This is a genomic window from Rothia terrae (assembly GCF_014705925.2).
In the GTDB taxonomy this organism is placed as follows: Bacteria; Actinomycetota; Actinomycetes; order Actinomycetales; family Micrococcaceae; genus Rothia; species Rothia terrae.
Genome location: NZ_CP061539.1, coordinates 1,240,144 through 1,257,347, shown reverse-complemented (window position 1 = coordinate 1,257,347; position 17,204 = coordinate 1,240,144). Strand labels below are relative to the sequence as shown.

18 protein-coding genes are annotated in these 17,204 nt (G+C 51.8%); 5 read left to right on the top strand and 13 right to left on the bottom strand.

Annotated elements, in window-relative coordinates:
- The first annotated feature begins 4 nt into the window (after positions 1–4).
- Positions 5–592, top strand: coding sequence for an ArsR/SmtB family transcription factor (locus tag IDM49_RS05920; protein WP_228008015.1), 588 nt, complete (start codon positions 5–7; stop codon positions 590–592).
- A gap of 79 nt (positions 593–671) precedes the next feature.
- Here IDM49_RS05920 and IDM49_RS05915 read toward each other — a convergent pair whose 3' ends face one another.
- A complete protein-coding gene (locus tag IDM49_RS05915; protein ID WP_190723858.1) occupies positions 672–1,508 on the bottom strand; it encodes a fumarylacetoacetate hydrolase family protein in 837 nt (278 codons plus the stop codon).
- A gap of 132 nt (positions 1,509–1,640) precedes the next feature.
- Between IDM49_RS05915 and IDM49_RS05910 the strand changes: the two genes are divergently transcribed.
- Positions 1,641–2,153 carry a GNAT family N-acetyltransferase gene (locus IDM49_RS05910; RefSeq protein ID WP_190723857.1) on the top strand — a complete coding sequence of 171 codons (513 nt, stop codon included), beginning with the start codon at positions 1,641–1,643 and terminating at the stop codon, positions 2,151–2,153.
- 50 nt (positions 2,154–2,203) lie between these two features.
- Here IDM49_RS05910 and IDM49_RS05905 read toward each other — a convergent pair whose 3' ends face one another.
- From IDM49_RS05905 to IDM49_RS05855, 11 genes are all read right to left on the bottom strand, one after another.
- Positions 2,204–3,154, bottom strand: coding sequence for an SOS response-associated peptidase (locus IDM49_RS05905; RefSeq protein WP_190723856.1), 951 nt, complete (start codon positions 3,152–3,154; stop codon positions 2,204–2,206).
- Positions 3,154–3,840, bottom strand: coding sequence for a lipoate--protein ligase family protein (locus IDM49_RS05900; protein WP_190725436.1), 687 nt, complete (start codon positions 3,838–3,840; stop codon positions 3,154–3,156). Before IDM49_RS05900 ends, IDM49_RS05905 begins: the two co-directional genes overlap by 1 nt.
- A gap of 2 nt (positions 3,841–3,842) precedes the next feature.
- Positions 3,843–4,709: a GNAT family N-acetyltransferase gene (locus IDM49_RS05895; RefSeq protein WP_228008014.1), complete on the bottom strand. Its 867-nt coding sequence runs from the start codon at positions 4,707–4,709 to the stop codon at positions 3,843–3,845.
- A 446-nt stretch (positions 4,710–5,155) separates the two neighbouring features.
- Entirely contained in the window at positions 5,156–6,130 is a 975-nt protein-coding gene (nrdF, locus tag IDM49_RS05890; protein ID WP_190725434.1) for a class 1b ribonucleoside-diphosphate reductase subunit beta, read from the bottom strand.
- A 118-nt stretch (positions 6,131–6,248) separates the two neighbouring features.
- Positions 6,249–6,638, bottom strand: a complete 390-nt coding sequence (locus IDM49_RS05885) for a MarR family winged helix-turn-helix transcriptional regulator (RefSeq protein WP_190723855.1) — start codon at positions 6,636–6,638, stop codon at positions 6,249–6,251.
- A gap of 223 nt (positions 6,639–6,861) precedes the next feature.
- Positions 6,862–9,042: a class 1b ribonucleoside-diphosphate reductase subunit alpha gene (nrdE, locus tag IDM49_RS05880; RefSeq protein WP_190723854.1), complete on the bottom strand. Its 2,181-nt coding sequence runs from the start codon at positions 9,040–9,042 to the stop codon at positions 6,862–6,864.
- Entirely contained in the window at positions 9,012–9,488 is a 477-nt protein-coding gene (gene nrdI / locus IDM49_RS05875; RefSeq protein ID WP_228008013.1) for a class Ib ribonucleoside-diphosphate reductase assembly flavoprotein NrdI, read from the bottom strand. Before nrdI ends, nrdE begins: the two co-directional genes overlap by 31 nt.
- Before the next feature lie 171 nt (positions 9,489–9,659).
- A complete protein-coding gene (nrdH, locus tag IDM49_RS05870) occupies positions 9,660–9,884 on the bottom strand; it encodes a glutaredoxin-like protein NrdH (RefSeq protein WP_168615397.1) in 225 nt (74 codons plus the stop codon).
- 593 nt (positions 9,885–10,477) lie between these two features.
- Positions 10,478–11,557: an App1 family protein gene (locus IDM49_RS05865; RefSeq protein WP_190723853.1), complete on the bottom strand. Its 1,080-nt coding sequence runs from the start codon at positions 11,555–11,557 to the stop codon at positions 10,478–10,480.
- A gap of 124 nt (positions 11,558–11,681) precedes the next feature.
- Positions 11,682–12,113, bottom strand: a complete 432-nt coding sequence (locus IDM49_RS05860) for a hypothetical protein (RefSeq protein WP_190723852.1) — start codon at positions 12,111–12,113, stop codon at positions 11,682–11,684.
- Between the two features lie 141 nt (positions 12,114–12,254).
- On the bottom strand, positions 12,255–13,340 hold the full coding sequence (locus IDM49_RS05855; RefSeq protein ID WP_190723851.1) for a 2,3-butanediol dehydrogenase: 1,086 nt from the start codon (positions 13,338–13,340) through the stop codon (positions 12,255–12,257).
- Between the two features lie 647 nt (positions 13,341–13,987).
- Here IDM49_RS05855 and IDM49_RS05850 point away from each other — a divergent pair.
- Positions 13,988–14,965, top strand: a complete 978-nt coding sequence (locus IDM49_RS05850; protein ID WP_190723850.1) for a GNAT family N-acetyltransferase — start codon at positions 13,988–13,990, stop codon at positions 14,963–14,965.
- On the opposite strand, the gene IDM49_RS05845 is transcribed toward IDM49_RS05850, so the two are convergent.
- Complete coding sequence (locus tag IDM49_RS05845) at positions 14,962–15,366, bottom strand: hypothetical protein (RefSeq protein WP_193836639.1); 405 nt, start codon at positions 15,364–15,366, stop codon at positions 14,962–14,964. The two genes, IDM49_RS05850 and IDM49_RS05845, sit on opposite strands and share 4 nt — an antisense overlap.
- 599 nt (positions 15,367–15,965) lie before the next feature.
- Here IDM49_RS05845 and IDM49_RS05840 point away from each other — a divergent pair.
- Together IDM49_RS05840 and IDM49_RS05835 are read left to right on the top strand one after the other, a co-directional pair.
- A complete protein-coding gene (locus IDM49_RS05840) occupies positions 15,966–16,487 on the top strand; it encodes a Panacea domain-containing protein (protein WP_190723848.1) in 522 nt (173 codons plus the stop codon).
- The gene (locus tag IDM49_RS05835; protein ID WP_190723847.1) at positions 16,484–16,861 is read left to right on the top strand and encodes a type II toxin-antitoxin system death-on-curing family toxin; all 378 of its coding nucleotides are present in this window, start codon (positions 16,484–16,486) and stop codon (positions 16,859–16,861) included. Before IDM49_RS05840 ends, IDM49_RS05835 begins: the two co-directional genes overlap by 4 nt.
- Positions 16,862–17,204 lie beyond the last annotated feature (343 nt).

Below are 17,204 nucleotides of genomic sequence, written 5' to 3'. Positions count from 1 at the left end.
GTTTATGAAAAGTTCACACCCGTGGGAAATCAAGTACGAGGCATCCGTCGCCATCTTCGCCGCCCTAGCGCATCCGATACGTATTTCAATAGCCCACTGTCTCGTGAACAAACCGCGTACCGTCCGCGAGCTCACCGAGCAACTACAGGTTTCACAACCGCTGGTCTCACACCACCTCAGAATTTTGAGAGATGCTCACGTGGTCGAAAAAACCCAGCAGGGACGCTCATCCCTCTACAACCTCACAGATCATCACATCAGCCACATCGTGACCGATGTCCATGAACACACTCACTCAGAAGAACACGCACACACCCACGGTCCTGACTGCGGTCACAAAGCTGTGATCCACCTTGACCACGTTGACTACCTGCACGACGGTCACGCACACCGCGAACACGAAGGCCACTACGACGAATGCAACACCTGCTCATGCGGTGACTGCAACGAGCTCTGCGCTACCTGTGACTGCGCAAACTGCACCTGTGAAACCTGCAACCACGCACAGTGCCAGTGCGGTGACTGCTCAGACGCATGCGCTAACTGCGTTTGTCAGAACTGCGCTTGCCCCACCTGCGAACACGCAGCATAAGGTTTGATCCAAAAAATTTCCCCCACCGACAGTAGCCGGTGGGGGAAATTTTATGCTTCAAGTATCAGCTAGGGGTGTATCAGATACATTTATTTCTCAGTATGCCAATACCTTCAATTTCGGTTTCAACAACCTGACCGGGTTCAAGCCACTTGCGCGGATGCAACGATAACCCAACCCCGGCGGGTGTTCCCGTGATAATCACGTCCCCTGGCTCAAGCGTCATAAACTGCGAAAGATAGGCGATAATCTCGGCGGGCGAAAAGACCATGTTCGCAGTGTTACCGTTTTGTCGCACTTCGCCATCAATTGAGCACGTCATGCGTAAGCCGGATGCGACATCCTTCTGATCTGCCGGAACAATCACCGGTCCGAGCGGGGTTGAGCTATCCCAGTTTTTGCCCTGAAACCATTCGCTTGTTCTACCCTGCCAGTCACGCACCGAAATGTCATTGCACACCGTGTAACCGAAGATAGCATCCTGCGCCAGATGCCTATCTACGTTGCGCACCGACTTGCCCACAACCACGGCAAGCTCAGCCTCCCAGTCAACCTTGGTAGAGGCATCAGCATCAGGAAGTTGAATATGATCGTGCGGGCCGATCAACGCATTGGAAAATTTAGTAAAAATTGTGGGATACTTCGGCAGTTCCGCGCCAACTTCTTGAGCGTGATCCGTGAAGTTAAGTCCCACACACAGAAATTTTCCCGGCTTTAAGGGCATCACCAGCTGGCTCTCATCAAACTCCTCGATGATCGAACCACCCGCATCAGTTGCCGAAGCTTCATCGCGAACCTGATAGACCAATCCTGAAGCCAAGGCATCCGCCATGGTGCATTCAAACTCAAACACCTGATCACTGAGCACAGCAACCGCTTTGAAGCGATTATCTCTTACAATCTGACCCCACTTCATAGCTTTCCCTCCACCCTGTGACCTGCAGCTTCTATAAATTTTACGTTAATTTTGTGTCATAAGTCTCCTAAAATTCGCAAGACCTTGTACTCTTATGCATAAGTACTCACCACATCCGAAGGAGGCAATACGATGGACGGCATGATCACTCTCGTCACCAAAACATCACCGAACAATAAGGCTGACACCATCACTACACGCCCGGCAAAGCTTGAAGATGCTGAGGGCCTGGCTCGTCTATATTTTGCTTCTTACGATGACACCGGCATCACCTCACAGGCTGAGGCTCTGGCGGCAATTCAAGAAGTACTTGATGGTAAGTTCGGTGAGTTCCTTCCCGAGGCTTCACCCGTCATTGTTGATGAAAATGATCGCATCGTAGCAGCTGCGCTTGTTCTCAACAACCGCGCTGACGATGTGGAACCAGCTGACTTGCCATCAATCTATGAGCTCTTCACCGCAGCATCTCGCCGCCGTGAAGGTTTGGCAGAACACCTCATCCGCACTTCACTGCATGCTCTGAACGAGGCCGGCCACAAGCAAGCTACCGTTCGCATTTCAGAGAACAACGCGGCGGCGTTAGCTCTCTATCTCACGCTAGATTTCAACCGCTGGTTCCCAGCGAATGATGACGATATTTTCTAAACCCACAAAACATTCATAGGGCGGCTGAGTTTTCAGCTGCCCTATGAATGTTAATGGGCAAAGCTCAATAGGTCATCATCAGGCTCAATCAGCGCAGGAAAGTTATTGGCAACGTTGCCCACCTGAGATGAAACCGCGTGCATACGCCAATTGGATGCCTCAGCGTACGCGTTCTCGATGATCCCGGCTAGTGCCGTCTGAGCACTCTGACTCAGACTTTGGCCCTCAGCACTGTAACCGATCAGCGGGGTCTGGGATTCAAGCCCTGAAATACCGCCCGAGCGAAGCCAAGCGTCCACGGTGTTCTTCTCTGAATTCGCCGAATAAGTGAGTGGAACGGGCAAACGATCATGCAAATTGCCTAAATCCATTAGAGCGTGAGCTGATTCTTGATGACCCGTAGCCTCGGCAACGTCCAGTTCATCGGGGCTGGCCATCGTGATGATTGAACAGCTCAGTAGCCACTGCCCCGCCTGATTTTCAAACCTGGCTTCCGCAAAATCCTCGGTCTCCGGAATCTTCCACCAGTCGTACAACCCTGCAAAATAAATAGGGTCAGCATCTGCACGATGAATAAAGAATGGGGTCTTCTTGGTTTTACCGGAGTCAGTGGTCTCGGTTTTCCACTCAAAATAACCACTGACTGGCACAGCGCAGTGGCCTGAAACCGCCGCTTTGCGGAAGGTAGGCTTTGAAAACACAGTCTCGCTGCGAGCGTTGAAGGCACGCGATGAAAAGCTCGATTCCTTAGCCCAGCCAGGTAGCAAACCCCAGCGCGCCGAGTGTAACTCGCGAATAAAGCTGTTTCCCGCATCATCGGTTAGGACGGATGCCTGCGGCGAAAGCACGCCGGTTTCGGCTTGCTCCGCGGTGAGTAAGCGATCAACCAGAACCGGTACGTTTTGGGTTGGTGCCACGTTGTAGGACGCGATGGGTTCAGTGACTGGTACCTCGGCAAGATAAATATCGTGGTCAAATTCAACGGCGTAGCGACCGCACATTATTCAAACCCTTCATTCGCGTACGCCTCAATGACAGCGTCTTCGACATCTTCAGCGGTGATTTCAGGCAAGACGTTGGTGACAGCGCCCACCGTGGAAGGTATCAATGGCAATTCCAGAGCGCGATAAACGTCGGTCGTCACCGCGCGTAACTGGCTCGAGCCATCTACAACAATGCCCGCGCTAAACCACCACGCACCGGAGACCACCCGCTGCGCTGTGCCCACCAGTTTAATCTTTCCGCCGTTAGGTAGCACACCGTGAACTGAGTATTCACCGGGGCAATACTCCCCCGGAATTTCACCCACAGCAGCGTCCACACCCAGACTTTGCAGGGCGTCCGCATACATCTGACCGAAAATCCCAAACCGTTCGTTATTGCCGGTCACCGCATCCTTGGCAGGCTGCAAATGATCAACTACCAAACACCCCTGATGGTAGGCGGCCGCATGGCCACCCACCTTACGAACGATAGGCTCAAAACCATGATCTCGGCACGCTTGAGCTGCCGATTGAAAGTTGGGATTTAGCTCGTCTCTTCGACCAAAGGCAATCACGGGCTGCGGCGCATAGACACGCAATGTTGCCCCGCGCTTGCCCGAACCCACCTCGCGCAAAAGCTCAAGGCTCCGAGCGTAAGCAGCAATCTGCTGACCGGGCGCCACTACATCGTGGAGAATTTCCATGCTCATTCCGGTCGCCCTTCAATCAGCCCTTGTTCAGGGGTATCCACATCAATATCTAACAGACTGGTTGAGGCAAACTCATACCACGCAGGTTCCATCCCAGCGTTAATAGCGACCTTCTGAGAGACGATATGCGAAGGTGAGGTTCCATAAAAAGGGACTTTTCCGGTTTCGCAAACCCGTTGGGCAACTTCGCGCACCATTACAGGTGCCAGCCCGTGGCCGCGCAAAGGCTCCAACACATCAATACCGATCTGGCACATCAGTTCTGAGTCATCGGAGGCACCTGCCATCGCCTGAATCTCACCATCTTTCTCAGCAGCAAGAACATGAATATCTGGACGCAAGGCGCTGAATCCAAGCGCATTTGAAAAACGGCGGTCGTCCCTGAATTGCTCAAACTCGTGAGGTTCTAGCCAACGAAAGTTAAAGCTCTGGCTGAGTTGCTCACGTGCCCTCACGTGCATTTCTGACGACGCAAAGAAAGTAGCACTAGGAACGAAGAATAAAGCCGTCCCCGTGTTTTGCAAAGCGGCAGGTGTCAGATAATCATTGACGCGTTGCAGCTTAGAGTAGTCTCCAATCCACGAGCCGTTATCGCCATTCAGCAAATCCGCTATGGATTCCAGAACTTTTTGATGCTTTGCACTCAAAAGCGTAATGCCCGAATAGTGCGCCAGCCGTAGTTCCCAATGATCGGTGTAGCGTCTACGGGCCTGCCCCATATCAACCAGTTCTTGACGCGGCGCGGTCAATAGGTTACCACCGAACTGACGCATCAAACCGATGGCACCTGGCGTAAGGCAGTAATCAACCTCAAGCTGTGCATCAAGGACGTCGCGCACTTTTGCGACGGAGGAAATAAGCATGAAGCCCAGTTTACCGCTGGCCGATATAGCCTCAAAAATAGCGGCTTGCCAGAATCAAAAACGCGCCAAGCTATGAGCTCGGCGCGTCTGAAAAATAAATATATTGAAGGAGTTGTTATGTCGCTGCAAGACATTGCAACCCTTGCTCTCATTTTTTCTTGCCTTGCAACTAGAGTCAAGAATATTGTTGGAGCATTCAAGACTGCCCGTAAGAAGGAAGACGGTAATGAGAGTTAGGTGAGTAAGGGGCGAGGTAGCCCCTCGCCCCGCTCCCCCAAAATATATTTATTCAGACAGATGCCCTCGGCTCTTTGTGCTGAGGGCATCTTATATTGGTCAGCAACCTGTCGTGAGTGCTCCAATGATTCTTTGAAATCATTCACCTTAAAACCGAAGGGCACCGGTGTACCCGGTGCCCTTACGCAGTTAACTAAAACAGTTCTGATTTAGAAGTCCCAGTCCTCATCTTCAGTGTTCACTGCCTTACCGATTACGTAAGACGAGCCTGAACCTGAGAAGAAGTCATGGTTCTCATCGGCATTCGGTGACAATGCAGAGAGAATCGCAGGTGACACATTAGTAACGGATGCGGGGAACATAGCCTCGTAGCCCAGATTCATGAGTGCCTTGTTCGCGTTGTAGTGCAAGAACTTCTTGACGTCTTCACTTAGACCTACTGAATCGTAGAGGTAGTGGGTGTACTGCACTTCGTTCTCGTAGAGTTCGTAGAGCAAATCGAAGGTGTAGTCCTTGAGTTCCTGCTGGCGCTCGGGGCTTTCCTTCTCAAGTCCGCGCTGGAACTTGTAGCCGATGTAGTAGCCGTGCACAGCTTCGTCACGGATAATCAGGCGAATCAAGTCAGCAGTGTTGGTCAGCTTAGCGCGTGATGCCCAGTGCATGGGCAGGTAGAAGCCTGAGTAGAACAGGAACGATTCGAGAAGGGTTGAAGCTACCTTCTTCTTCAGCGGATCATCGCCCTGGTAGTACTTCATGACAATCTGCGCCTTCTTCTGAAGGTGCGGGTTCTCAGCTGCCCAGCGGAAAACCTCATCGATTTCACGGGTTGAGCAAAGAGTAGAGAAGATGGATGAGTATGACTTTGCGTGCACTGACTCCATGAACGCAATGTTGGTGTACACAGCCTCTTCATGAGCGGTAACGGCATCGGGAAGAAGTGAAACAGCGCCAACAGTACCCTGGATGGTATCAAGTAAGGTCAGGCCGGTGAAGACGCGCATGGTCAGCTGCTTTTCTTCATCGGTGAGAGTCTTCCATGACGGCACATCGTTAGACAGCGGCACCTTCTCAGGCAACCAGAAGTTAGAGGTCAGGCGATCCCACACCTCAAGGTCTTTTTCGTCCTGAAGACGGTTCCAGTTGATTGCTTCAACGTGGTCAACAAGAGTGACCTTTTCGCTCATCATTAGCGATTAACTCCTAGGGGAAATATGGGTCAGACTTCGTGTAGCGAAGACTGCTTTACATAGCTTCTATTCAACCATTGAACAGGTGCTTTTGCATCTAGAAAAGCTGTGATTATTAACCTTGTTCAGCTTGCGGCGCCATCGGAATAAATTTGCTGGTGGGAGCTGAGGTTTTGTCGCTGATTTTGTGTAAAAGCTCTAGTGCAGCGTCCAGTTGGGCCGCTTCTTCTTCCGTGAATTCTTGCTCAATGGTAGCGGTGAGCCACCGGGAACGCTGCTGACTGATTGAACTTACGAGGACTCTGCCCTGCTCAGTCAGAAAGAGTTCTTTGCGACGCTTATCGCGGGAATTTTTACCGGAGTCAAGAACACCGTGTTTCATCATGGTGGCTGTAATTTTATTCATCGACTGTGCGGTGATGTGCTCGTGACGCGCCAGCTCGGCGTTGGTAAGACGCGGCGTCCTCGAGAGTGTAAAAAGGACGCTTTCTTCCGTTGCGCTCAAAGAAGTGATGCTTGCCGTCTCGTTCCTCAGGCGTCGTTGTAATTTAAACACCGCAAAATGGAGGTTGTCCGACTGCTCTCTAGAAAATTTTTCCATAACGCCCACCCGAAGATAATCAGTTTAACTTGTCAGTTATTTCTATAATACAGCAAGACTGAAAGAAGGCGAAGTCTTCGCAACCGAAAACTTCGCCTCCTAGCCCAAACGGGCTACTACCTATGCCTTACAGCATGCAGCTAACGCAGCCCTCGACCTCAGTACCCTCGAGCGCCATCTGGCGAATACGTGAGTAGTAGATAGTCTTGATGCCCTTGCGCCATGCGTAAATCTGAGCCTTGTTAACATCGCGGGTAGTTGCAGTGTCCTTGAAGAACAAAGTCAATGACAGGCCCTGATCGACGTGCTGGGTTGCCACAGCGTAGGTGTCGATAATCTTCTCGTAACCAATCTCGTACGCATCCGCGTAGTACTCAAGGTTGTCGTTGGTCAGGTAAGGAGCCGGGTAGTACACGCGACCAAGCTTGCCTTCCTTACGGATTTCAATCTTCGATGCAATCGGGTGAATCGAAGAAGTTGAACCGTTGATGTATGAGATAGAACCGGTCGGCGGAACAGCCTGCAGGTTCTGGTTGTATATACCGTGCTCAGCTACGTGAGCTGCCAGCTGCTTCCAGTCCTCAGGGCCGGGAACAAAGTGGCCCTCGAAGAGCTCGCGTGCACGCGCGGTTTCGAAGTCCCAGGTGCCGTTGATGTACTTCTCGAAGTACTCCCCCGACGCATACTTTGAGTTCTCAAAGTTCACGAAGGTCTGCTTGCGTTCTTTAGCAATCAGCATGGACGCGCGAATTGCATGGTAGGTCACGGTGTAGAAGTACATGTTGGTGAAGTCCAACGCTTCTTCGCTACCGTAGTGAACGTGCTCGCGAGCCAAGTAACCGTGCAGGTTCATCTGACCAAGGCCAACAGCGTGGCTCATGGAGTTACCGCGCTCAATCGAGGGAACAGATGAGATATCTGACTGGTCAGACACTGCGGTCAATGAACGAATAGCGGTCTCGACAGTCTTACCCAGGTCATCGCCGTCCATGGTGGTTGCGATGTTGAGTGAGCCAAGGTTGCAGGAAATATCCTTACCTACGGTGTCGTATTCAAGGCCGGGCTTGTAGTGTGAAGGCTCTGAAACCTGCAGAATCTCTGAGCAGAGGTTCGACATGATGATCTTGCCCTCAATGGGGTTAGCCTTGTTCACGGTATCTTCGAACATCACGTAGGGGTAGCCTGACTCGAACTGAATCTCAGCCAGAGTCTGGAAGAACTCACGTGCATTGATCTTTGACTTGCGGATGCGCGCGTCATCAACCATCTCGTAGTACTTCTCAGAGACATTCACATCAGAGAAAGGAACACCGTAGATGCGCTCAACATCGTAGGGCGAGAAGAGGTACATGTCTTCGTTACGCTTAGCGAGCTCGAAGGTGATGTCAGGAATGACAACGCCCAATGACAGGGTCTTGATGCGAATCTTCTCGTCAGCGTTCTCACGCTTGGTGTCCAAGAATGAGTAGATATCGGGGTGATGCGCGTGCAAGTACACAGCACCTGCACCCTGACGAGCACCCAACTGGTTAGCGTAAGAGAATGAGTCTTCCAGAAGCTTCATCACGGGAATCACGCCTGATGACTGGTTCTCAATCTTCTTAATAGGCGCACCCGATTCACGCAGGTTGGTCAGCGCAAAAGCTACACCACCACCGCGCTTAGAAAGCTGCAGAGCCGAGTTGATGGAACGACCGATGGACTCCATGTTGTCTTCAATACGGAGCAAGAAGCACGAAACCAGTTCGCCGCGTTGCATCTTACCCGCGTTAAGGAAGGTCGGGGTTGCCGGCTGGAAGCGTCCTGAAATAACTTCTTCAACAATCTCACGAGCCAACTGTTCATTGCCCTCAGCAAGCAACAGTGCAACCATGACCACGCGGTCTTCAAAACGCTCCAAGTAACGCTGACCATCAAAAGTCTTCAGCGCGTACGAAGTGTAGAACTTGAAAGCACCGAGGAAGGTCGGGAAGCGGAACTTCTTGGAGTACGCGAACTTAGACAGTGACTTAATGAAGTCAAAGGAGTACATATCAAGCACGTGCTTCTCGTAGTACTGGTGCTTGACCAGGTAATCGAGCTTTTCTTCCAGGTCGTGGAAGAAAACGGTGTTGTTGTTAACGTGCTGCAAGAAGTACTGGCGCGCTGCCTGGCGGTCAGCGTCAAACTGAATCTGACCGTTCTCGTCATACAGGTTCAGCATCGCGTTGAGCTCGTGATAGCCCAAGCCCTGGAACTTCTCAGGAGTAGTGGGATCTTCGTGACCCGGCTCAGCACTTAGATTCGGTGCAGGGAGTTTTGCTTCCAAAATTCTTCCAATCCATCTCTTACTTTACTTACATCTTCAGCAGTGCCCATGAGCTCAAATTTATAAAGAACCGGCACATGGCACTTTGCGGCTACCTTTTCTGCTGCTATGCAGTACAGTTCACCAAAATTAGTGTTTCCCGCTCCAATAACACCGGCAAGGTGTTCACGGTTGACGGGATTATTCAAAAATTTCACAGCCTGGGGTGGAATAGATCCGCTACCACCAGGACGCCCGTAGCTGGGCACACACAGCACAAAAGGTTCATTGACTTCTGGAGCCACATCGGAGGTTCTCAGTGGTAACCGAACATTTCTTACGCCCGTCTTCACCACAAACTTATGGGTGTTCTCAGAAACAGACGAAAAATATACAATCAGCGGATTGACCGCCCGGTGGTCAAGGTCGGCAGTGGCGCCGGTGGTCTCTTCTGCAAATTTCTCCACAGTAGAAAACTTTCTTTGTGCTGGTGTGATTTGTAGTGCTACTCCCCCGTTCGTCTCACCGCTTCCGCATCGTCTACTGGAAGATTTGCGGAGCTGAAGGAGCGCATATAAAAACCCGGCTCACGAGCAGGTGGGCTCGTAAGTTCTCCGGGTTATTGCGGCGCAGAGAATTTACTGCGCCAAAGCGTTAATTTTGTCGGGTTGGAAACCTGACCAGTGGTCATCGCCTGCAACAACAACAGGTGCCTGCATGTAACCCAAACCCTTGATGTGTTCGAGCGCCGCAGCGTCTTCGGTGACATCAACAACGTTGTACTCGATGCCGTTCTTATCCAGCGCACGGTAAGTCATGTTGCATTGAACGCATGCGGGCTTGGTGTACACCGTAACTGACATGTTGTCTCTCTCCTCATCAGCTGACTCTTTGCGAGCGCGGCTGTGCGTAAATTCTTGTAGTTGTTTGCGCGTGTGATAACTGTTTGGGCAGTCGCGGGTGGGCGCTGTTGTGAGCTGGGGCTGTTGTTTTAGGCTTTTTGCTCTGTAGTTATCTCAACAGGTATCAATACTACATCTAGTGTTGTGGCTGGGGTAGAGCCCCCAGATGGTGTGGTTTGTCGCTTAAGTTTTTTTGTGAATTTGAGTATCCACATCTTAAGTGGCGTGTTTTCGCGGTTTATTTCTGTGTTGGGGTGGGTTATCCACATGTTCGGGTACAGGCTTGTGTGGGTGGGGGTTTTCGGTTTGGTTAATCACATGGCGGGGTTGCTGATGGGGGTGGGCAAATTCTTGCCTTGATTTTTCGCGGTGGGAGGTTCAAGCATGACGTTAATCTTGAGGTTTTGGGTGGGGTGGGGAGAATTTTTTTGTGCTTTTTTGGTGGTTGGCGTGTCGGGGTTTGTGGATTGACAAATTTTTGAAACGGGCTTAAAAGGTGGGGGCTGAGTCACCGGGTGTGGTGGCTCAGCCCCCGTGTTTTGGGTTTTTGTTGGTTAGAGTAGTCCGTCTTTTTCGAGTTCGTGGCGGAAGGTTGTTCCGTCGTTTGCTTCGTTCCAGAATTCTTCGCGTGTGATTTGTTTGGAGCGGTTGTCTGCCCAGACGCGGGTGGGGTTGGCGAGGACGCTTTCGCCGACGGTGAGGTTGCGGATGAGGATTGAGGCTACGTTTTGGGGGTAGCGTACGGCGAAGCCGCTGTAGACGTCGGGGTCGCGTTGTCCGTCGTCGCCGATGAGTATCCATTTGATGTTGGGGAATTCTTCGGCGAGTCGTTTGAGTGAGTTGACTTTGTGTTGTGCGCCTGAGCGGAACCAGCGGTCTGCGGTGGGGCCCCAGTCGGTGAGGAGGAAGGTGCCTTTGGGGTAGCCGTTGCGTGAGAGGAAGCGGGTGAGGGTGGGGGTGATGTTCCATGCGCCGGTTGAGAGGTACATGATGGGTGCTTGGGGGTATTTTTGGTGGAGGCGGTCCATGAGGACTGACATGCCGGGGGTGGGTGTGCGGGCGTGTTCGTCGACGACGAAGGAGTTCCAGGCTGCGAGCATGGGGCGTGGTAGGGCGGTGACCATGACGGTGTCGTCGATGTCTGAGAGGATGCCGATTTTTTGGTCGTCGGGTACGACGAAGACTTCGGTTTCTGAGCTGTCGCCGTCTTCGAGGTCGAGGACGACTTTGTGCATGCCGGGTTCGAGGTTTACGGCGAGTTTGACGTCGATGACGCCGCCTTCGTCTGCGGTGATGGTGAATTCGTGTTGGTCGTCGATGATGACTTTGACGGCTGCGTGGCGGATGGCGATGGAGGTGAAGGATCGCCAGCCGCGTAGGGTTTCGGTTGAGCTGGCTTGGGTGATGGAGTCAAAGATTTCTTCGAATCCGTCGGTTTTGTAGAGTGCTCGACCGAGGACGCGTACCCAGCTGGTTGAGCCGTAGCCTTGGTTGGCGACGACGACTCGTTCTAGTCCTTTTTCGCGAGCGCGGTTTTCTCGCCAGTCGTGGATTTTGTTACCGATGCGGTAGGCGATGTTGTCTGCTTCGTTTTTGATTTTTTTGGGTGTTGTTTGGTTGTTTGGGGTGTCCATGTTTTCTTGGTGGTTGGGGTTGGTTGTTGTTTTATTGTCTCATTTTGTTGTCGGTTTTGGGGTGTGAGAAACGGCCGTGCGCGCCTGGTGCGTACGGCCGTTTGTGTATGTATGTGTGTGGTGTTTAGTTGTAGTCGAGGCTGCAGGTTGCTGAGCCTTTACCTTCTGATTCTGAGGTGTGAAGGGGTTCGGTGATACCGGTGTCTTTGATGTAGCAGCTGACTTCGGCTTCGGGGTCTTCTGCTTGGACGGTGACCCAGTAGGTGGTGTCGTGAAGGTCCGCTGTGTTGTCGGCGGTGAGTTTGTAGTAGGACTGTTCGCCGTTGAATTTTACTTCGTTGCCGTCGAAGTCGGTGCCGTCTACGGTGATGCGGATGTTGCCGGGTGCGGTTTTGCCGTCTTCGGTATGGATGGCGCCTGAGACAACGATGTCGTCACGGTGGTTGAAGCTGTCGGTTTTTTCAAGTGCGATGCCGGCGGGTACGGTGTGTGCGCAGCCTGTGATGAGGGCGCCGGTTGCCAGAGCTAGTGCGGTGAATGCTTTGGGATTCTTCATATAGTTGAATATATCGTTTGTTGGGTGGTTTTGGGGTGATATTGGTGGGTTTTTGGCACAAGTAGTCAGTAAATTGTGTGGTGGGTATGGTTGTGGCCCCGGGACGCGTGTTGCGTTCCGGGGCTTTGTGGTTTGGTGTGTTTAGTTTAGGTTTTGCGGGTCGGTGGTGACGAGGATTTTGACGGCGGTTTCGTTGTGGTTGATAAGGGTGTCGAAGCCTTTGTCGATGAGGTCTTCGAGTTGGATTTTGCCGGTGATGAAGGGTGCGAGGTCGAGTTTGCCGGATTCGACGAGTTTGATGGTGTCGGGGTGGTTATTGACGTAGGCGATGGTGCCGCGGAGGTCGATTTCTTTCATGACAATTTTGTGCATGTCGATGGTGGCTGGTTTACCCCAGATGGAGACGATGACGATTTTGCCGGTGGGTCGTACTGCGTCGATGAGGGTGTCGAGTACTACTTGTACTGAGGTGCATTCGAAGGCTACGTCTGCGCCGCGGCCGTCTTTGGAGAGTTTGCGGACTTCTTCTACGACGTTGGTTTCTGCAGGTGAGAAGGCGTAGTCTGCTGAACCCGCTTCGAGTGCTTTTTTGCGGCGGAGTTCTGAGAGTTCTGAGATGACGACGGTAATGCCTTTGGCGCGGAGTACTGCGCCGGTGAGTAGGCCGATGGGGCCGGCGCCGCCGACGAGTGCGATTGAGCCTTCGGGGAGTTCGCCTGCGCGGTCTACTGCGTGGTAGCCGACGGTGAGAGGTTCGATGACTGCTGCCTGATCGAGGGGAATGTTTTTGGAGATTTTGTGGACCCAGCGGCGTTTGACGGCTACTTTTTCGGAGAGTCCGCCGCCGCGTCCTGCCAGCCCGATGAAGTTCATGTTGTCGGAGAGATGGTAGTCGTTGGAGTCGGGTCCTACGTTGACGTCTTCGTTGATGATGTAGGGTTCTACGACGACGTGGTCGCCAACTTCAAGGTCGGTGATTCCTTCGCCGAGTGCTTCGATGACTCCTGAGAATTCGTGGCCGAGAGTGACGGGTGCGGTTTCACCTGAGATGGGGTGTGGGGTGTTGTGGGTGGGGCAGAAGATGGGCCCATCCAGGTATTCGTGGAGATCTGTTCCGCAGATACCGCACCAGGCTACTTTGATGAGAACTTCTCCGTTAGCTGGCGTTGGTTCTGGTATGTCTTCGATGCGGATGTCGTGGTTGTCGTAGTAGCGTGCAGCTTTCATGGTGTCCACCTATTGTCGTTGTCTGTGTTTATTGGTAGTTCACTGTTAATGCTAGTCCTGTGAGAGCGGTTTTCTAAAGGGTGGGCTGTTTATGACAGGAAGTTGCGTTTGGGTGTTGGTGACCTTAGTCAATTGCTCTTTTATTGGCTGCTTTCGGGGCTGCGCGGGACATGATGAAGGTGGGTGCAGGTTAGCTAGGGGATCCCCTGTAGTTGGAGAGGTTTTTATGGGCGTTGTGTGACACATGTGGGATGTCTCTTGAAGTCCCGGTTGTACTTGCTGGAAAGCCAGGTGGTTTTTGGTGTAATTGTTGGGTCCTTATCTTCTGAGGCTTACACGTTAGTATGGAATATCCGGTGCGCCCGGCATGGTTGTTCTGACAGACTCAAACATGATTAGGCTGTCTTTGTAGGTACACACCGGGTGGGGTTGTTCACAGGTCGGATTGCAAGCATCAAGGCATGTTTTAGTTCTTACTACTGGTTGTAAAAACCGCGAATTTCGGCGGTAAAAAATGGCCGTGCTTCACGGGCGGAATAAAAAGTTGCTAACAGGTTAGGATGTATTCGAATATTCGTTCGAACATAGCGAAAATGTGTGCAGTTCAGCTCCATTTCTTCCCCGGCAACTCTAACCAGAGAGGTTTAATGATGCACAATCTCAGCTTTTCTTCGCTGACATGCGATCACCTTTCTCAGATTCAAGAGCTCCTAGAATCCAACGCCGATTACACCCACCGCATTAGCGGTCAGAACGTCTCACCTCACGCTGCATCAGGGATTTTTGAGACTCTACCGGCAGGTGCATCGCCTGAAGATCTGCTGGTTATAGGCGCATGGCAAGATACTCAGCTCGTGGGCTTGTGCGTCACGGTAACTTATTGGCCCACCCCCGCCACCACCTATATTGGGTTACTTGCCACGCACCGCGATTATCAGGGGCAAGGCATTGGACGCCAACTCCATTCATACCTATTAGAGCGCCTCCAACTACATACAGCGATAAAAACTCTTCGTCTGGGCATCGTTGCCACCAACGCCGCATCCGCCACCCCCTTCTGGGAATCACTGGGCTATACCTTCACCGGTGAGACAAAACCACATCAGGCAGGCAGGGTCACCAGCACCGTTGAACTCTTTGAACTGCGCATAGATTATAGGCAACACGTCCGTAGAGAAGTTCAGGAATTCTGGGATACCGCCCGCACAGTACTACCGTCACTGCCTATGACTGCACCGGATGCGTGGAGCTTCGGATCCACCGCCAAGCAAGCCGATGATCTGCTTGCACTCGTACTATCGGAAACCAAAACAGCCACATCTTCAGCGCTTCACGATTACGCAGCAGAAAACGAACCGCTCCCAGTTGCCGGTCAGTACAGCGTTCTCTGCAACGGCACAGGGACTCCTCGCGCAATCATCCAAACAACCAGCGTTACCGTCACCGAATTCTGGCAAGTAAGTACCGATCACGCACAGGCAGAGGGAGAAGGTGACCGGACGCTAGATTCCTGGCGAGCAAACCACCGTCAATACTGGGAAGCTAACTCCCCCGACGGTTTTTATCCGCATATGCAAGTAGTCTGCGAGCGCTTTGCCCTGATTTACCCACAGGCGGCACGTTAAAGCTGCCCGGTGGCAAGTCCAAAGACCAGACCGAGAACCACCGGCACAAACAGCAGCAAAAGCACTAGGGCGCTGGTTATCAGACACAGGATGCTGATGCTCATCCAGACCGGGTGATGGTACTGTCCTAGACGGATGATCCCGCGCAGACTCAAAACGAACATGACCAAAAACCCGCAACAGGCTACGACGCCTAAGAACAGGCCGGGAAGGTATTCGTAGGCCTCCCCGTGTTGCAGCGCTTCGGCAACCGTTGGGTAGCGCGTAGCTACCTGTACACGAGTCACCATCCCTGCCGATAGAGCCAGCACACCAAAGGACGCCAGGCCCACACCTATCGCGGTTAGAACACCCCTGGGGTTGCGATGGAAACCGCGAGCATTGCGGATAGTTCTCTTCACGCGTTTTCTAACCATGGCAACGGAACCTTCAGGTGGTGTGTGGTGTGTGCTACCCACACGATAGCAGGAGCGAACACGGGCAAGGGCTATCTCTTACTGCCACCGACCTCGTTTTTCTGGCGGTTTTGCGCAAACCCAGGCGATAGATATCCCTCATGTGGTGCCAGCCGCCAGAGAAAAGAGAGGGCTACAGAAGACTCACGTGGTTTAGATACAAAAAAACCGACCGATTGAACCAATGTTCAACCGGTCGGCTAAGGAAGTGGAGATAAGGGGACTCGAAAACTCCAGTCCACCGCATCCACAAACCGTGCTCGCGTAATAAAGCGGTTTCTCCCGTTGACAAGCGGTTGAAAAAGGTTGCATTACGCTCTTGTTGTTGAAATTATCAACACGGGGGTATTGGACGAGTTAACACGTTACACCCGCTGACTCACGTTAGTAAGCGGAGAAACGGTGAAATGTAGTAGACATTGCCGCTTAAACGACTATTGTGTGGAGTAATAGGTGGTGTCACCTATCCGGCGCTCGCAAATACGGAATTCTTGAAAGAAATGCAGTAACCACAGCGTCTGGAAACATGTGCATGGAGGTGAAAAATGTATACCGCTATTCAGCTAAATTCTTACCTGAAAACTAAGGTTGGAGCTCATGACACCAAGATGAAACGCATGAAGCTTCTTTATTATGCTCAGGCATGGCATTTGGCTTGGTACGGTCGCCCCCTTTTTGATGATGAGATTCAAGCTTGGGATATGGGACCGGTTCCGGCGTCTGTTTATTATCACGAAAAAAGCCCAGTAACTTCAGGATCCGCTATTGCTCTGGAACCCGCTGTGGAGCACCATATTAAATCCATCATTGCTTTCTATGGAAATAAGACTGGTACGCAACTCAGCTCTATGACGCATGAAGAAGACCCATGGAAAGAAGCATACAGCTCGGGTAAGAATCAGGTAATCAGCAAAGATGCAATGTTCCGTTATTTCTCGCAGGTTTCGGATCGTCCATTAAAGCCCCCGGCATCAGCGAAGCCAGTCTCAAACGACAAGCTTCAACTGGCTTTAGCTAAAACTAATGAGAAATTCCGAGGCGTTGACAAGATCCTGGCAGATAGATGATTGAGTATGAGTATCTAACACTTGACCAGGTAGTCACTATCCATGACAGCAAATTTAAATGTAGCTTTAACGAGAATCTGCTTGCCAGCGCAGTGGGGAAGCCTCAGGCATCCTTTATGGGTTATGAAAGATATCCTACTCTGCTCGACAAGGCAGCAGCTTTGTTGATAGGGCTTGCAACAAATCACGCATTTGCAGACGGAAATAAACGTACAGCTATCAGCTGTTGTCAAATATTCCTATACATTAACGGCGTGGACATTGACCCAACCCTTGATGATGAAGCAATTGCTAATTTTACGGTTCGTGTGGTTGAAGAAAAGTTACCTCATGAAGACGTCGTACAAGGTCTAGCAAAGTTTTATGGGATATAGGAAGAAGCACCTCCTCGGCTCACCGAGGAGGTGCTTCTTTATTGAGTAGCGATCTATTTAGCTTGGGTGGTTCAGGGTGTGGGTAGCTGCAGGTTGAGTGGTGTGGTGGTGAGGTTCTTTGGTCGCTTCGCTCCCACATGGCTAGAGGTTGCGCTACGCGTGAGCTTCTTGATTCCCATCCTCCAAAGAATTCCCGAGGTTTTGAGCACCAGAGCCTCCTGGCGATACGACATTTAGACCCTCCGTTTCTTCCTTGCAGAAAATTCAGAGTGCCTGTTCGTATGATTCACCATCAGATAGCTAGTCTGCTGCTGTTTCCTTTGTGTGCCATTCTCGGTACTGG

Coding starts and splice junctions, on each gene's coding strand:
- IDM49_RS05855 (WP_190723851.1), bottom strand. CDS start 13,340: ATGAAAGCTGCACGCTACTACGACAACCACGACATCCGCATCGAAGAC.
- IDM49_RS05840 (WP_190723848.1), top strand. CDS start 15,966: ATGTATACCGCTATTCAGCTAAATTCTTACCTGAAAACTAAGGTTGGA.
- IDM49_RS05905 (WP_190723856.1), bottom strand. CDS start 3,154: ATGTGCGGTCGCTACGCCGTTGAATTTGACCACGATATTTATCTTGCC.
- IDM49_RS05865 (WP_190723853.1), bottom strand. CDS start 11,557: ATGGACACCCCAAACAACCAAACAACACCCAAAAAAATCAAAAACGAA.
- IDM49_RS05900 (WP_190725436.1), bottom strand. CDS start 3,840: ATGGAAATTCTCCACGATGTAGTGGCGCCCGGTCAGCAGATTGCTGCT.
- nrdH (WP_168615397.1), bottom strand. CDS start 9,884: ATGTCAGTTACGGTGTACACCAAGCCCGCATGCGTTCAATGCAACATG.
- IDM49_RS05895 (WP_228008014.1), bottom strand. CDS start 4,709: ATGCTTATTTCCTCCGTCGCAAAAGTGCGCGACGTCCTTGATGCACAG.
- IDM49_RS05910 (WP_190723857.1), top strand. CDS start 1,641: ATGGACGGCATGATCACTCTCGTCACCAAAACATCACCGAACAATAAG.
- IDM49_RS05915 (WP_190723858.1), bottom strand. CDS start 1,508: ATGAAGTGGGGTCAGATTGTAAGAGATAATCGCTTCAAAGCGGTTGCT.
- nrdF (WP_190725434.1), bottom strand. CDS start 6,130: ATGAGCGAAAAGGTCACTCTTGTTGACCACGTTGAAGCAATCAACTGG.
- IDM49_RS05860 (WP_190723852.1), bottom strand. CDS start 12,113: ATGAAGAATCCCAAAGCATTCACCGCACTAGCTCTGGCAACCGGCGCC.
- IDM49_RS05835 (WP_190723847.1), top strand. CDS start 16,484: ATGATTGAGTATGAGTATCTAACACTTGACCAGGTAGTCACTATCCAT.
- IDM49_RS05850 (WP_190723850.1), top strand. CDS start 13,988: ATGATGCACAATCTCAGCTTTTCTTCGCTGACATGCGATCACCTTTCT.
- IDM49_RS05920 (WP_228008015.1), top strand. CDS start 5: ATGAAAAGTTCACACCCGTGGGAAATCAAGTACGAGGCATCCGTCGCC.